The 15,316-nt window shown below is 65.9% G+C and carries 13 protein-coding genes; 2 read left to right on the top strand and 11 right to left on the bottom strand.

The window, feature by feature from the left end; translation table 11 throughout:
- Positions 1 to 3: 3 nt before the first annotated feature.
- From dnaJ to NQK35_RS01945, 9 genes are all read right to left on the bottom strand, one after another.
- The gene (dnaJ, locus tag NQK35_RS01985; RefSeq protein WP_257114409.1) at positions 4 to 1,119 is read right to left on the bottom strand and encodes a molecular chaperone DnaJ; all 1,116 of its coding nucleotides are present in this window, start codon (positions 1,117 to 1,119) and stop codon (positions 4 to 6) included.
- Positions 1,120 to 1,179: 60 nt separating this feature from the next.
- The gene (gene hrcA, locus NQK35_RS01980; RefSeq protein ID WP_034230924.1) at positions 1,180 to 2,223 is read right to left on the bottom strand and encodes a heat-inducible transcriptional repressor HrcA; all 1,044 of its coding nucleotides are present in this window, start codon (positions 2,221 to 2,223) and stop codon (positions 1,180 to 1,182) included.
- A gap of 127 nt (positions 2,224 to 2,350) precedes the next feature.
- On the bottom strand, positions 2,351 to 3,139 hold the full coding sequence (locus NQK35_RS01975; protein WP_257114753.1) for a DUF3097 domain-containing protein: 789 nt from the start codon (positions 3,137 to 3,139) through the stop codon (positions 2,351 to 2,353).
- A 133-nt stretch (positions 3,140 to 3,272) separates the two neighbouring features.
- Complete coding sequence (locus tag NQK35_RS01970; RefSeq protein ID WP_009212008.1) at positions 3,273 to 4,106, bottom strand: hypothetical protein; 834 nt, start codon at positions 4,104 to 4,106, stop codon at positions 3,273 to 3,275.
- Entirely contained in the window at positions 4,099 to 4,782 is a 684-nt protein-coding gene (locus NQK35_RS01965) for a SatD family protein (RefSeq protein WP_257114408.1), read from the bottom strand. The genes NQK35_RS01970 and NQK35_RS01965 overlap by 8 nt, the downstream gene beginning before the upstream one ends.
- Before the next feature lie 287 nt (positions 4,783 to 5,069).
- Positions 5,070 to 6,362 (bottom strand): radical SAM family heme chaperone HemW, encoded by a 1,293-nt coding sequence (gene hemW, locus NQK35_RS01960; protein WP_009212010.1) that lies wholly within the window; start codon positions 6,360 to 6,362, stop codon positions 5,070 to 5,072.
- Positions 6,363 to 6,410: 48 nt separating this feature from the next.
- Positions 6,411 to 7,154 carry a tRNA (guanosine(46)-N7)-methyltransferase TrmB gene (gene trmB / locus NQK35_RS01955; protein WP_083806966.1) on the bottom strand — a complete coding sequence of 248 codons (744 nt, stop codon included), beginning with the start codon at positions 7,152 to 7,154 and terminating at the stop codon, positions 6,411 to 6,413.
- A gap of 101 nt (positions 7,155 to 7,255) precedes the next feature.
- Entirely contained in the window at positions 7,256 to 9,112 is a 1,857-nt protein-coding gene (gene lepA / locus NQK35_RS01950; protein ID WP_009212012.1) for a translation elongation factor 4, read from the bottom strand.
- Positions 9,113 to 9,223: 111 nt separating this feature from the next.
- On the bottom strand, positions 9,224 to 10,219 hold the full coding sequence (locus NQK35_RS01945) for a tetratricopeptide repeat protein (protein ID WP_034231996.1): 996 nt from the start codon (positions 10,217 to 10,219) through the stop codon (positions 9,224 to 9,226).
- A 161-nt stretch (positions 10,220 to 10,380) separates the two neighbouring features.
- Between NQK35_RS01945 and NQK35_RS01940 the strand changes: the two genes are divergently transcribed.
- Both NQK35_RS01940 and rpsT read left to right on the top strand, forming a co-directional pair.
- A complete protein-coding gene (locus NQK35_RS01940) occupies positions 10,381 to 11,016 on the top strand; it encodes a type II toxin-antitoxin system PemK/MazF family toxin (protein ID WP_009212014.1) in 636 nt (211 codons plus the stop codon).
- Positions 11,017 to 11,227: 211 nt separating this feature from the next.
- On the top strand, positions 11,228 to 11,494 hold the full coding sequence (gene rpsT / locus NQK35_RS01935) for a 30S ribosomal protein S20 (RefSeq protein ID WP_009212015.1): 267 nt from the start codon (positions 11,228 to 11,230) through the stop codon (positions 11,492 to 11,494).
- A 126-nt stretch (positions 11,495 to 11,620) separates the two neighbouring features.
- Here rpsT and NQK35_RS01930 read toward each other — a convergent pair whose 3' ends face one another.
- Positions 11,621 to 13,549: an ABC transporter ATP-binding protein gene (locus NQK35_RS01930; RefSeq protein ID WP_257114406.1), complete on the bottom strand. Its 1,929-nt coding sequence runs from the start codon at positions 13,547 to 13,549 to the stop codon at positions 11,621 to 11,623.
- Between the two features lies 1 nt (position 13,550).
- Positions 13,551 to 15,299, bottom strand: coding sequence for an ABC transporter ATP-binding protein (locus tag NQK35_RS01925; RefSeq protein ID WP_048741745.1), 1,749 nt, complete (start codon positions 15,297 to 15,299; stop codon positions 13,551 to 13,553).
- Positions 15,300 to 15,316 lie beyond the last annotated feature (17 nt).

The following is a 15,316-nucleotide window of genomic DNA, read 5'->3' as shown; positions in this document are numbered from 1 at the left end:
GCATCACCCCATGAAGGTGTCGCGGATCTTGTCGAAGAACGAGGCCTGCTGGCGGTGGGGTTCGACCCGCACCTCGCCGCGAACCTTGGCGAGCTGCTCAAGCAGGTCGCGCGAGGCGTCGTCCAGCTTCTTCGGGATCTCAACGTCGACGTGGACGTGCATGGACCCGCGGCCGGAGCGTTGGAGGTGGCCGACCCCCAGCCCCTCAAGGACGATGTCATCGTTGGGTTGGGTGCCCGGGTTGATCGTCACGCTCTTCTTGCCGTCCAGTGTCTCCAGCTCGAACTCGGTTCCCAGGGCGGCGGTCGTCATCGGGATCGTGATCCACGTGTGCAGGTCGTCTCCGCGCCGATCGAACACGGGGTGCTTCTTCTCGCGGATCAGCAGGTACAGGTCGCCGCTGGGGCCGCCGCCGGGGCCGACCTCGGCCTCGCCGCTCACGCGGATCTGCGTGCCCTCGCTGGCTCCGGCGGGGATGTTGATGCTCAGTGTGCGGCGCGTGCGCACGCGCCCGGCCCCCGAGCACTCCACGCATGGCGAGGGGATGGTGTTGCCGTAGCCCTGGCAGGCGGGGCACGGGGCCTGCGTTTGCATGCGGCCGAAGAGAGAGTTCTGGATCTGCATGACGAAGCCCGATCCGTGGCACGTCGCGCACTGCTCGGGGGCGGTGCCCGGCTGACACATGGATCCGTGGCAGGTGTCGCACAGGACGTGGGTGTCGAAGACAACCTCCTTGGCGGCGCCAAAGGCGGCGTCCTCAAGGGTGATGTCGACAGCCACCTGCTTGTCTTTTCCGCGCCGCACGCGCGAGGCGGGTCCCTGGGAGGATGCCCCGAATCCGCCGTTGAACATCGCTTGGAAGATGTCGGAGAACGCTCCGAAATCGCCCGCCGCTCCGGCGCCCCCGCGCAGGGCGTCGGGGCCGCCGACGTCGTACATACGCCGCTTCTCCGGGTCCGAGAGCGTTTCGTAGGCGACCGACAGCTCCTTGAACGCCTCCTCCGAGTCGGGCCCCGCATAGTCGGGATGCAGCTGACGCGCGAGCTTTCGGTAGGCCTTCTTGATCTCGTCCTGGCTGGCGTCGCGTGCCACGCCGAGAACCTCGTAATAGTCTCTCACGCTTGCGGTTCCTTCCCTTGGGGCGTTCGTTCGTCCTGTCGTGTGCGCGTGTTGGCGCGATTAGCTGCGCGGTCCCTGAGCCAGGTACCGGGAAAGGTAGGCCGCCACGGCCCTCACCGAACTCATGGTCCGCGCGTAGTCCATCCGCATGGGTCCCACGATTCCCAGGTGTGCCAGCCCCTCGCCCTGGCGCGCCCCAGCCTGGTAGGTTCCCGTGACGACGGCTGCCTCGGCGAGGCCATCGTGGGGGTTCTCCGCGCCGATGCTGACGTGCAGGTCGTCGCCGGGGTCGGCCTCGGCGAAGAGTCGCATGAGAACCACCTGTTCTTCGAGGGCGTCGAGAACGGGGGCGATGTCACGAAAGTCGAGGGCTCCTCGGGCGAGGTTAGCCGCCCCTGCGACGACGATCTTCGTGTCGCTGGCTCCGCTGAGCAGTTCGCACAGGGCTGCTCCGAGCACTTCGACGGTAGGGGCCTGGCTAGGTGCGGCCGAGGTGGCGGCCTCGGCCACGCAGTCGCGCACGTTCGCGGAGGTCGCTCCGTCGCAGTGGCGGCGCAGGTGCTCTCGCGCGTCGCGGAGCTCATCCTCGCTCAGCGGCACCTCGAGCGTCAGGGTGCGCTCGCCCACCTGCCCGTCGGCCGTGATGACGACCACGAGGGCTCGGCTGGGCGGGAGGCCGACGACCTCGAGGTGCTTGAGGGTACGCACGCGCGCACCCGGATACTGCACGAGCGCGACCTGGTGAGTGACCTGAGCGAGGAGGCGGACGGATCGCTCCACGACGTCGTCGATGTCGACGGACTCGGCCAGAAAGGCCTCAAGAGCGTGGCGCTCGGGGGCGCTCATCGGCTTGAGCTCCGCGAGACGGTCAACGAAGACCCGGTATCCGCGGTCGGTGGGCACGCGCCCGGCGGAGGTGTGCGGCTGGTAGATGAGGCCTGCCTCTTCCAACACGGCCATGTCGTTGCGGATGGTCGCGGAGGAGACCCCCAGTCCCCCCGCGGCGATTGCCTTGGAGCCGACAGGTTCGCGGGTGGCCACGTACTGGGTGACGATGGCGCGCAACACGTCAAGCCTGCGGCTCTGCGCGCTGTTCCTCGGCATCTCAGCTCCCTCCACTCCTGGCACTCCCGCTTCCTGAGTGCCAATGCTACTCCCCGTTGCCGGAGGGAGGCGACATGAAGGGTCGGGGCGTGCGCTCGCCGCGAACGCGACGCGCAACCCGGGATCCTCACTGCGCCCAGGGAACCGTGACGAAGTCAATCAGTTCCTCGACCCGTCCCAACAGGGCGGGCTCGAGGTCGCGGTAGGTGCGCACCGTCGAAAGGATCCGTTTCCAGCCGATCGCAATATCGCGCTGATCGGCGTGCGGCCACCCCAGGGCAGCGAGGGTGCCGTGCTTGATGTCCACTCCTCGCGGGATCTGGGGCCACGCGCGTAAGCCGAGCCGCTCGGGCTTGACAGCCTGCCAGATGTCGACGAAGGGGTGCCCGAGGACGAGGACCGCGCCCGGCCAGCGCCCCGAGACGGCCTCAGCGATGCGCGACTCCTTCGACCGGGGCACCATGTGATCGACGAGGACGCCCGCCCGCGCGCGCTCGGTCGGTGCGAACACCTCCAGGATGTCCTCCAGGTTGTCCACGCCGTCAAGCAGCTGCACGGCGATCCCAGCCTCAGCCAGGTCTTCGCCCCACACGTGCTGGATGAGGTCCGCGTCGTGGCGCCCCTCGACCCAGATGCGCGAGCGCTTGGCGACCTTGGGGCCGCTCGATTCGGGAGCGAAGGACCCCGAATTCGTCACCCTGCGACCCGAGGCCGTGGCCCACCCCTGGGTCGAGGCGGGGGCAGGGCGGGGAGGGAGCGCTTCGATGGGCCGCCCCTCCAGCCAGAAGCCCGGACCCAGGGGAAAGGAACGACGCGCGCCGCGCCGATCCTCGAGTTCTACCAGGTGTACCCCGCCCGATTTCTCGACGCGCGTCACCGCACCCACCCAGCCCGAGGAGACGTCTTCCAGCACCATTCCCACCTCGACGTGAACCGGCGTCGAGCGCGGGCGCCGCGCGCCCGGACCGTCGCGGTGGGGATCATGCTCGAAGATGTTGCGCCCGTAGGGATCCATTGTCGTCACCCGCCCTACTGTAGCGACGCGCGGGTCAGTTTCCGATCACGACTCGGATGAACAGGGACACGAGGGCCGCCAGTATCCACGACGACACCGAACCGATGAGGAACTCTTCGGCCTTCTCGCCCGAGGAGTCCTGGGAGATTTCGGGGAATCGGATGACCCCCTTGGCCGCGACGACAGCCCCGATCGCGACCTCGGCGCCCGCACCCGCAAGGATGATGATGAGGAGGCGTTCGAGGGGACCGATCCACCGCCCGCCACGCAAGGCAACCCCGTCGCCGGAGCCCTCGGCGGAACCTTCTTTGTGGGAGACGATGGGAATGGAGCCGGCGCTGATCGGGGCCTTATCGGGATCCGCCGCTTCCGTTTGCTCCCTGCCTTTGTGCCAATGGGAGAGCATAGCGGGCAGCACGGGCGCGTTAATCCAGCCGGGGACGGGATCGCAGGAGCGGCCGCGCGCGCACTGCAGGATGGCCGTGATCAGGTAGTTGGCGGGGCCCGTCACGAGGAAGACCACCGCGATGATCAGGTCAATGGAGCGCCCGGCAAGAAGGGACAGGAGAGGAAAGTCGACGGGATTCAGGCTCATGAGCGCCACCAGGCCGAGGGAGGCGCACGCCCACCGCGCGAGGACGCCCCGGGCACTGGGATCGGTCAGGTCCCAGCCGAACCAGACGAGAGCGAGCGCGGCGCCCAGCGCGTTTGCGAGAGCGCTCGCGCCCAGGAAGAACCCGGAGTAGCAGATGACGACGAGCAGAAGGGACAGGAAGACGATCAGTCGCCGCGACCAGCGCCGCGGATCCGACGTCAGGAGAACCGTCAGCTCCGAGGCGGCGATGCCCAGGAGGAGGGTTTCATGCACGAGCCGCCTCCGCGATGATCAGCGAGGATTGAATCAGCCCTGCCCCCGAGCCCCGGGCGAAGTCTGAAATCGCCTGCTGGGAGAGCTTCTCGACCCGCGCGATCTCGACCTGGGTCTTGCCCAGCAGCAGCGAGGCGGTGATCCGGCGGTGGCGCGCCGACAGCTTGAGGATGGCGTGATCACGCAGGCTCAGCAGCGCGTTGACGCAGGTTTGGTAGTTCGGGGAGATCGTGGCCTCGACCGAAGAGTCCGCGATGAACCAGGTACGAATGAAGGGGTTGGAGGAATCCTGCACCTGGTGCGCCCGGTTGATTGCGGCGCGAGCCGCCCACCACGCCGAGCCGTCCTGGAGCGAGGCCACGTCAGCTGCGCGCGAGCGCGGGTGTCCGTGCACCCCGCCGGGCAGCTCCTCGATGCGACCGGCACCGATGCCGAAGCGCAGCTGGAGCTGAGGGGGCAGGAGGAGCTGGGAGCGCAGCGTCAGCAGGAGCGCGTCTTCGAGCGAGTTGGCGACCGCCTGAAACTCGTCCCCAACCGTGGCGTAGGGAGCCTCCAGCAAGGTAAGCCCCTGACTTGCCTTCTCGAAGGTCTCCTCGAAGGTGCGCTGGGCGTCCGGGCGATTGGTGAGTGTACGGGAACCAACGATGTCGGCGATGACAGCATAACGAAGAGTCACAAGACCACACTTTTCCTTGTATTTAACCCTCCACAAGCCCCTTCTCGGAAGAGGGGATGCGGACAGCGAGACTTCACATGACCCCCCTAGGCAAACACACCCGAGGCACGATGTCAACAATATCAGCACGTAATACAAGCTTGTCATAGGATACACTTTTACCGATTGACAAGTAGATTCCTCGAAATGGCGCGCCTAACTCGCGGTGGCGCCACCAAAAGAGAGACGCGTACCTCTTGCGCCCACGCCCCGAGCGCGCGGCCACGCCACGCAGGGTTCACCTCGTGTCAATACCCCATGAGCTCGCGCGTCACGTAGTCGGCCAGCAGGCGTCCCCGCAGCGTCAGGACCACCCGGCCTTTCGCGGCCTCGCCCCCATCAATGAGCCCATCAGCGACGAGCGCTTCGACGCGCACGCCCGACGCTACCTCCCCACCTTCCCCGTCAGCGACGACGGGCAGACTGTCGAGCGCAATTCCCTCCGCGGTACGCACACCGAGCATCACGCGCTCCAGCTCACGCGTCTCATCGCTGAGAATTTCTCCTGCAAACGCGGGCGAAACTCCCTCGCGCACGCGCGCCGCGTACGCCGCGGGATTCTTGACATTCCACCAGCGCGCGCGTCCGACGTGCGAGTGGGCGCCGGGCCCGAGCCCCCACCAGTCCCAATCACGCCAGTAGGCCAGGTTATGTCGCGAGGCGTGCACGTAGGACGTGGGCGCCCGGACCGGCGAGCGGTCGCCTTCCGTCACGCGCGCGAAGTTGGAGATCTCATACCACGCGTAGCCGGCCTCCCCCAGCAGCTCATCCGCCAGCTCATACTTCGCAGCCTCATCGTCGGGGTCGGGGGTGGGGAGTTCTCCCCTGGCGACCTGCCGGCCCATCTTGGTTCCCTCTTCGACGACGAGGGCGTACGCGCTGATGTGATCGGGCCGGTATGAGAGCGCACACCGAAGAGAAGTCTCCCAGTCGGTCAGCCCCTCACCGGGGGTTCCGTAAATCAGGTCGAGAGAGGTCGACAGACCCGCTTCCTTGGCCCACTCCACTACCAGGGGGACGCGATTGGGAGCGTGGGTGCGATCCAAGGTGCGAAGGACGGAAGGGACCGCCGATTGCATGCCGAAGGAGACGCGGGTGAATCCGGCGTGCGCCAGCTCTCGCAGGCCGGAGCGTGTCACCGAGTCGGGATTGGCTTCCAGGGTGACCTCGGCGTCCTTGGCGATGCCGACCGCCTCGTCAAGGCCGCGCAGGATCTCGATGAGTTCCGCCGTTGCCAGCATCGTCGGCGTTCCTCCCCCGAAGAACACCGTCTGCGCCCGGCGCGCTTTCATCCCGGCATCCGCCATGACGCGCGTGGCGAGTCGAGCCTCGGCCAGCACGGAGGGGGCGTAGTCTCCCACCTGCGCGCCCGGGCCGAAGCCGACCGTGTAGGTGTTGAAATCGCAGTATCCGCAGCGCACCCGGCAGAAGGGAACGTGCACGTACAGGGAGAGCGGACGGCGGCGGTCGACCTCGACCAGGTCCGGACCGAGTGAGCCGTCGACCGGCCAGCGCACGCCGTCGGGTTGCGCCGGGCTCATAGGCGCCGTCTCCGCGCAGGCACGCGTGTGCGCCCCGCGCGCACTTCCTTAGCCACGGGGCCGCCGGATGCCGACGATATCGTGGACCCTACGCCTCGCATCCGTGCCGCGCGTCTCGAAGTGGGTGACCACGCGCCCCGAAAAGCGCGGGGCAAAACCCCCGCGGCCGGGCTGAGGATCGTTCGGGTCCGGGCGCTGACCGGCATACGGATTATCCAGCAGCTCGCACGCCTCGACGACGTCGCGCATCTGCCAGGCGTAGTCGTCCCAATCGGTGGCGAGCCGCCACGCTCCCCCGTCGCGCAGGAGGCGCGCCACCTCGAGCGCGAAGTCGTCGCAGACCAGCCGCCGCTTGCGGTGGCGCGCCTTGCGCCACGGGTCGGGGAAGAAGGTCCACACCTCGTCCAAGACCCCATCCCCCAGCATGATGGGCAGGGCCTGAGCTGCGTCTGCCTCGAGAACCCGGATATTGTCCACGCCCGCGCTCACCGCCTTGGAGACGAGCTTGGCGATCCCCGGCACCCACACTTCAAGGGCGAGAAAGTCCCGCTCGGGGTGGGCGGCTGCTGCGGCGACGATCTGCTCGCCCGTGCCCGATCCGATCTCCAGCGTCACCGCCCTCTCACGCCCGAAAAGCTCGGGTAGATCGAGCCGGAAGTCCTCTGCAACGGTCGTGTATCCGACTCCGCGGCGAGGCTCGACGACGTAACGTGACGCGTGCGCCTCCCACGTGCGCGCCAGGTTGGGTGCAAGCTCGCGCGTGCGCCTCGTAAACGACTTCGTGCGGCTCATGAACACGCCGCCCTCGGTCACCTCGCCGAGCAGACGCGCACCGGGGGCACCCTCGCGTCCGCGAGTACCGCAGGCCGCGTCCCGGCCCGAGTCAGGCGCGCTCACTTCTTGCCCGTCGGAACGTCGGACGTCAGGGCAGCGATGAACGCCTCCTGGGGAACGTCGACCCGTCCGATCGACTTCATGCGCTTCTTGCCTTCCTTCTGCTTCTCCAGCAGCTTGCGTTTACGCGTGATGTCGCCGCCGTAGCACTTGGCGAGCATGTCCTTGCGCAGCGCCTTGATGGTCTCGCGGGCGATCACTCGCGAGCCGACCGCCGCCTGAACCGGAATCTCGAATTGCTGGCGGGGAATGAGTTCCTTGAGCCGCTTGGTCATGCGCTGACCGTAGGCGTACGCGCCGTCTCGGTGAACGATCGCGCTGAAGGCATCGACGCGGTCACCGTTGAGGAGGATGTCGACCTTGACCAGATCGGCGCTCTGTTCTCCGCTCTCCTGGTAGTCCAGGGATGCGTACCCGCGGGTGCGGGACTTGAGCTGGTCGAAGAAGTCAAAGACGATCTCGGCCAGGGGCAGCTGGTAGTGCAGCTCAACGCGCTCCTCGCTGAGATAGTCCATGCCCCGCATGGAGCCGCGCCGTTCCTGGCACAGCTCCATGATGGTCCCCGTGAACTCGGTGGGGGTCAGGATCGTCGCGTTCACGACGGGCTCGCATACCTCGGAGATCTTGCCCTCGGGGAACTCGCTCGGGTTGTCGACACGCACCTGCGTTCCGTCCTCCGTGATGACGCGGTAGACGACGTTGGGCGCCGTGGCGATCAGGTCGAGGTTGAACTCTCTTTCGAGCCTCTCGCGAATGATCTCCAGGTGCAGCAAGCCCAGGAAGCCACACCGGAAGCCGAAGCCGAGGGCGGCGCTGGATTCCGGTTCGAAGGTCAGGGCAGCGTCGTTGAGCTGGAGGCGTTCGAGGGCGTCGCGCAGATCGGGAAAGTCCGAGCCGTCAACCGGGTAGATGCCGGAGAAAACCATCGGGTTGGGGTCTCGGTAGCCAGCCAGAGGCTCGGTCGCACCGTGCACGTGGCTGGTCACGGTGTCGCCAACTCGAGACTGGCGCACGTCCTTCACGCCCGTGATCAGGTACCCGACCTCACCCGCGCCGATACCCTCCTCGGGGGTGGGTTCGGGGGAGATCACGCCCAGCTCAAGCAGCTCGTGGGTGGCACCCGTTGACATCATGCGCACGCGCTGGCGGGTCGAGAGGATACCGTCAACGACACGCACGTAGGTAACCACGCCCCTGTAGGTGTCGTAGACGGAGTCGAAGATCATCGCCCGGGTCGGCGCGTCGGGGTTACCTTCGGGGGCGGGGACGACCTCAACGATGCGGTCGAGGAGCGCCTCGACGCCCTCGCCCGTCTTGCCCGACACCCGCAGGACCTCGTCCTCCTCGCAGCCGATCAGTTGCGCGACCTCGTGCGCGTACTTCTCCGGTTGGGCGCCCGGAAGGTCGATTTTGTTGAGCACGGGAATGATTGCCAGGTCGTTCTCGAGGGCAAGGTAGAGGTTCGCCAGGGTCTGGGCCTCGATTCCCTGGGCCGCGTCGATGAGCAGCACCGCTCCCTCGCAGGCCGCCAGGGAGCGGGAAACCTCGTAGGTGAAGTCCACGTGTCCGGGCGTATCGATCATGTTGAGCGCATAGGGAACGCCATCGTGCGCCCACGGCATGCGCACAGCCTGGCTCTTGATCGTGATTCCTCGTTCGCGTTCGATGTCCATGCGGTCGAGGTACTGATCGCGCATCTCGCGTGCCTCAACGACGCCGGTGAGTTGCAGCATGCGGTCCGCGAGGGTGGACTTGCCGTGGTCGATGTGCGCAATAATGCAGAAGTTGCGGATCTGCGCCTGCGGGGTGTGCGACGGGCGAATCTGAGCCTGCTGCGCGGCCGTGGGGATGGGCACCTGTACCTCCGTGAAATCGTTGACCTCACTTATCGTCCCATTGACGCGCCCCTTTGTGCTAGTCGTGGGTCGGGACGTGGCGCACAGTGGCGACTCCTGCTCCCCGCCCGCTCACTCCACCTCGGTAATGAGCGAGATGGCCTCACTCAGGTCACAGTCCTCCCAATCGTCGGGGTGGTCGTCGCGGAGCTTGCGCGCAAGACGGCTGGCCTCCTCGTCATCCCCTCGCAGGGTGGCCAGCGTCAGGAGGATAGTCCGTACTCGTGCCGTGAGCGGATCCCTGTCTCCGAGATATCTGCGGCAGTCCTCGGCGAGGATGCGCCACAGGTCCTCTCCCCCGTTTCTCTCGCCGCTCATCCACGTGTTGCGGGCGATCTCATGTCGCAGGCGCAGGACGCGCCAATCACCCCGATCGGTCACCGAGAGCAGCGCGTCCATGTTCTCCTCGTACAGGCCGATCGCCTCCTCGTACTGCCGGTCCGCGGACAGGACCTCGGCGAGGTTGTCCCGCACCGTGAGCAGGGTCGTGTCAGCGGGGTCGCGCTGAGCCTCCATGTCGTCCAGCAGCGCGCGGTACACGCGCGCCGCCTTGCGCCACTTGCCCACGTTCTTCCAGGGCATGGCCGAGTTGTTGCGGATGGCGAAAGCGATCTGTGGGTCGAGTCCGGGGCACTGCCTGAGGTCGGCGACGAGAGAGGCGAACGCGCGTATCGCCATGTCGTTGCAGCCGAGAATTGCCAGCCAGTAGGCCTCGGAGTTACGCAGCATGAGGACGAGCGGGTGAACGCGCTCCAGCGCTTGCTCTCCCAGTCGCACGGCATCGGCAGCCACCCGGCGGCATTGTTCGAACGCCCCCAACCGAGCATGCCAGTCGACACACAGCTTGGCAGCCTCCAACCGCTCTTCGACAGACACGCGCTCGTCGCCATAGACCTCCATCGCGTGATCGATCGCGTGATCGATCCGGCCCGAATCCGCACACCTGAGCGCCGCCGCGATGGATTCCATCGCCCGCGCGTCGGCATCGCTGGCCTCTCCCGCCGCACGGGTAGACCGACCACATGCGTCCAGGGCGAGCGTCGGACCGTGCGTTGTTCCCGTTGACATCATTGTCACCTTCCTCTTTCGGCGTGATATCTGCGATCAACACCAGGATCGCGCGCGTGCCCGCCCCACGTCTTCCCCAGTCACGACACCTGTGGATATCGATGCGACTCGAGTCGCCCTGTGGATAACAGGCGCTCCCGCCCCTCGCGTATGCTGGTCTCATGAAATCACTCGTCAGCGGCCTCATCGAAGCTGCCCTCGGCTTCCTGTCCGGACTGAGCGGGTCCGGCCACAGCGACACGCAGGCACCGAAATCCTCGCCGCACTCCACGTCCGCTCCGCGCACCTCCCCCCATTCTCGCCCGCGCACCGATGCCCCCCGGTCGCGCCCGGCGCGCCAGGCGGACCCCGCCACGTCGAATCGCCCCGAGACCTCGATCCGCGAGGCGAGTATCGCCGACGCGCTCGCCCACGCCTCCTACGAGCCGGTGATGGACGGAGACGCAGACCCCGGCGAGGTCGTCTGGACGTGGGTCCCCTACCAGGAGGACGCCTCCGTCGGAAAGGACAGGCCCGCCGTCGTCGTCGGCGCCCACGGCGAGGGCGTCTACATCCTGCAGCTCACCAGCAAGGACCACACCCGCGATGCCGCGCAGGAAGCCGCCGCAGGCCGCTACTGGTTCGACATCGGTTCGGGTGCCTGGGACTCGAAGGGACGCCCCTCGGAGGTGCGCCTTGATCGAGCGCTGTGGGTCAAGGCCACCGACGTTCGCCGCGAGGGCTCGATTCTTCCCCGCGCGACCTGGCAGCGCATCGTCGACGCCCTCGCCGAGCACCACCGCTGCCACGGCGAGTAGCTCCCGCGCACGTGACCGACCTTACGAGGCGGGGACAAGCCTCGGCATGTGACGCGGGCGCCCGCTCCTGGTAGGATAGGTCGTTGGACTCCCGGCCTGGTCGGGCAGGGGGTCTGGTTAAGACCGTTTGCGGGTGTCCCCACGCCTAAGTCCCGGTCTTGACACAGCCCTCACCGACCCTGTCAGACATACATCAAGGAGAAATCCGACTGTGGCAAACATTAAGTCCCAGAAGAAGCGCATCCTCACCAACGAGAAGCGCCGCGTTCGCAACCAGTCCGTGAAGTCCGAGCTGAAGACCCTGGTCCGTCAGACCCGCGAGGCTGTCGAGGCCGGCGACAAGGACAAGGCTCTGGCCGCGCTGCGCGTTGCCTCGCGCAAGCTGGACGTCGCCGTCTCCAAGGGCGTCATCCACAAGAACCAGGCTGCGAACCGTAAGTCCAAGCTTGCGCGTCGCGTTGCCTCTCTCGGCGACTGAGCGATACCGCTGAGCAAACGAAAGAGCGGGCCACCCCGGTGGGGCGGCCCGCTTTCGTATGCCTTCTTCCCCGCTGTCGGGGCGTACGGCACGGCGAGGCCCGGGCCTGCCCTGATCCGTCAACGCTTACTCGAGCTCGAAGGCACCCGTGTAGAGCTGGTAGTAGACGCCCTTCTGCGCGATCAGGTCCTCGTGCGTGCCGCGTTCAATGATGCGCCCCTGGTCCATCACCATGATGGCGTCGGAGTTGCGAACGGTGGACAGGCGGTGGGCGATGACGAAAACCGTGCGCCCCTCCATGAGATTGTCCATGCCCCGTTGAACCAGCGCCTCCGTGCGAGTGTCAATCGAGGAGGTCGCCTCGTCCAGGATCATGGCGGGCGGGTCTGCAACCGCAGCCCTGGCGATCGACAGGAGCTGCGCCTGACCCTGGGACAGGTTCGACCCGTTGCCCGTCAGCATCGTGTCGTAGCCTTCGGGGAGTCTGCGAATGAAGGAGTCCGCGTTGGCGAGCTTCGCGGCCGCGATGCACTCCTCGTCGGTGGCATCCAGGCGCCCGTAGCGAATGTTCTCCATGACCGTTCCGGTAAAGAGCTTCACCTCCTGGAGGACTACGCCGAGAGAGCGGCGCAGATCCGACTTACGGATCTTGTTGACGTTGATGCCGTCGTAGCGGATCTTCCCGTCGTCGATGTCGTAGAAGCGATTGATCAGGTTCGTGATCGTCGTCTTTCCGGCTCCGGTGGCGCCCACGAACGCGATCTTCTGCCCCGGCTTAGCCCACAGGGAAATGTCGTGCAGGACTTCCTTCTCCCCGTCGTAGGAAAAATCGACGCCTTCCATGACGAGTTCACCGCGCAGGCGCGTGTAGGTGACGGTTCCCTCCGCCTGGTGGGGGTGGCGCCACGCCCAGATGCCCGTGCGCTGCTCGGTCGGCTCGATAACCCCGTCGGCACCCTCACGAGCACGCACGAGCGTCACGTACCCGTGGTCCTCCTCGGCCTCCTGGTCGATCAGCGCAAAGACGCGTCCTGCCCCGGCCAGGCCGAGCGTGATCATGGGAACCTGCATGGACATCTGGCCGATCGTCTGAGAAAAGTTGCGAACCATGCCCAGGAACGAGACGACCACTCCGACGGTGACGACGTCGAAGCCGACGAGGTGGAGATTCGGAGTCTGACGCAGGATCATGATTCCACCGACGATCGCGACGACGACATACATGATGTTGCCGATGTTGCCCAGCGCCGGCATGAGGACGTTTCCGTAGATGTTGGCCTTCTGCGAGGATTCGAAGAGCTTAGCATTGTAGGCGAGGAAATCCTCCTTCGCGGCCTGCTCGTGGTTGAAGACCTGCACGACCTTCTGACCGTCCATCATCTCCTCGATGTAGCCTTCCTCGTCGGCCAGGGCCTTCTGCTGGGCGCTCATGAAGCGCCCCGAAAGACCGCCCAGCTTTCCGGTGAGCGAGGCCATGAGGGCACCGACGATGAACACGACCAGGGCAAGCCACACGGAGTAGTACAGCATCGTCGCGATGAGAACCACGATCGTGAGCCCGGACTGGACGAGGGTGGGGATCGACTGGCCGATGAGCTGGCGGATGGCGTCCGTGTCGTTGGTGAATGTCGACATGATCGCCCCGTGAGGATGGGTGTCGAAGAAGCGCAGCGGGAGACGTTCCATCGAGTCGAACATGTCGTCGCGCATGTGCTTGAGAGTCCCCTGGGTGACGATCGCCATCGCGCGCGTGTAGATGAAGCTTCCGACGACGCCGACGCCGAAGATGATGCCCATCGTGAGCACAAGGCGCACCAGGGTGGGGCGCACCGCGTCAAATCCGCTCTCCAGGCCGGGGGTGACGACCGTGTCGACGATTCTCTGCATGAAGATCGCTCCCACGGCGGAGGCGATAGCAGCCAGGATGATGCACACGATCGTCAGACCGATGCGCACCGGGTAGTGGCGGACGATGTAGCGCATCAGCCTCGGGAAGGGATGCTCGATCCCCTCGAGCTTCTCGCCGTCCGCACTCGCTCCACGTATGCGGGCCATGTCAGGCCACCTCGCTTTCCTTGGCTGCGTTCTGAGAATCGTAGATCTCGCGGTACTCCCCACCCGCCGCCATCAGTTCGGCGTGGGTGCCTCGTTCCTTGATGCGTCCATCGTCGAGGACGATGATCTGGTCGGCGTGCTCCACGGAGGTCAGGCGCTGGGCGATGATGATGGTCGTTGTCCCCGGAATCTCCGTCTCGAAGGCGTTGCGGATGAGCACGTCCGTGCGCGTGTCCACGGCGGACGTGGAGTCGTCCAGGATGAGGACCTTCGGGTTCTTCAGCAGCGCACGCGCGATGCACAGGCGCTGCTTCTGTCCGCCCGACACGTTCGTTCCACCGCGGGCGATCACGTAGTCGTAGCCGCCGGGCAGCTGCTGGATGAACTCGTCGGCCTGAGCGAGTTCGCAGGCGCGGACGATCTGCTCGTCGGTGGCCTCGGGGTTACCCCAGCGCATGTTGTCCTTGATGGTTCCCGAGAATAGGACGTTCTTTTGCAAGACGACGGAGACGGCGTCGCGCAGGGACTGAAGGTCGTAGTCGCGCACGTCGCGTCCGCCGACCGTCACCACGCCCTCGGAGACGTCGTAGAGGCGGCAGATGAGCTGAATGAGGGAGGTCTTGGCCGAGCCGGTTCCGCCGACAATACCGAGCGTGGAGCCAGACTCAATGCGCAGGTCGATGTCCGACAGGGCGTTCTCCTCGGCCTTGTCGGAGTACTTGAAGGACACTCCCTCAAAGACGACGGTGCCGTCGGCCACCTCGGTTGCCCCACCGGGGGGCGAGGACAGGGAGGGCTCATGGGTGAGAACCTCGGCGATGCGGTGCGCGGACTCGGCAGCCATGGTCGTCATGACGAAGATGAAGGCGAGCATAAGCATGTGCGACAGAATCTGGATGCCGTAGGTGATGAGCGCGGTCAGGCCGCCCTTGGTGAGCTCCGTGCCCGCTGAGTTGACGATGATCCCCGCCCCGAAGTAGTCGACGGCCATGATCGCGGAAAAGATGAACAGCATCATGACAGGGCCGTTGAGGGCGATGAGCTTCTCTGCATTGGTGAAGTCCTTGCGCACGTCCTGAGATGCAGCGCGGAACTTGGTGGTCTCGTGCTCCTCGGTGACAAAGGACTTGACCACGCGGATCGCCGCAACGTTCTCCTGGACAGAGTTGTTGAGCGCGTCGTACTTCTTGAAGATGCGGCGGAAAATCGGGAAGGCCACGAGAACAATGAGCGCGAGAATGATCGCCAAAACAGGCACCATCGCCAGGAAAATGAGCGCCATCGACACGTTGATGCGCCACGCCATGACGATGGAGAAGACGATCATGAGCGGGACTCGCACGGCGATGCGAATGAGCATCCCGAAGGCATTTTGGACGTTGGTGACATCCGTTGTCATCCGCGTGACCAGGGAGGAGGTCGAGAACCGATCGATATCGGCAAAGGAGAAGTCCTGGACGCGGAAGAAGAGGTCTTGACGCAGGTTCTTCGCCAGGCCAACCGACGCGGTCGCCGAGAAGCGCGCGGCGAGAACACCGCACGCCAGCGAGGCAAAGGCCAGGCCGATGAGGATCGTTCCCAGACGCGCGACCGGGGCGAGGGACGTGCCGTCAAGGGCGTCCACGAGGGAAACCATGATCAGCGGGATCAGGCACTCGAAAACAACCTCGCCCACGATAAAGAGCGGGGTGAGGAGCGCGGGAGACTTAAACTCTCGCAGCCGACCCAGCAGTATTCCAATTGTTCTCATCTGTGTCCTTCCACTGA

The organism is Schaalia odontolytica, assembly GCF_024584435.1.
Lineage (GTDB): Bacteria > Actinomycetota > Actinomycetes > Actinomycetales > Actinomycetaceae > Pauljensenia.
Note: the sequence above shows the minus strand (reverse complement) of the source record. Positions and strands in the feature narration are given on the sequence as shown.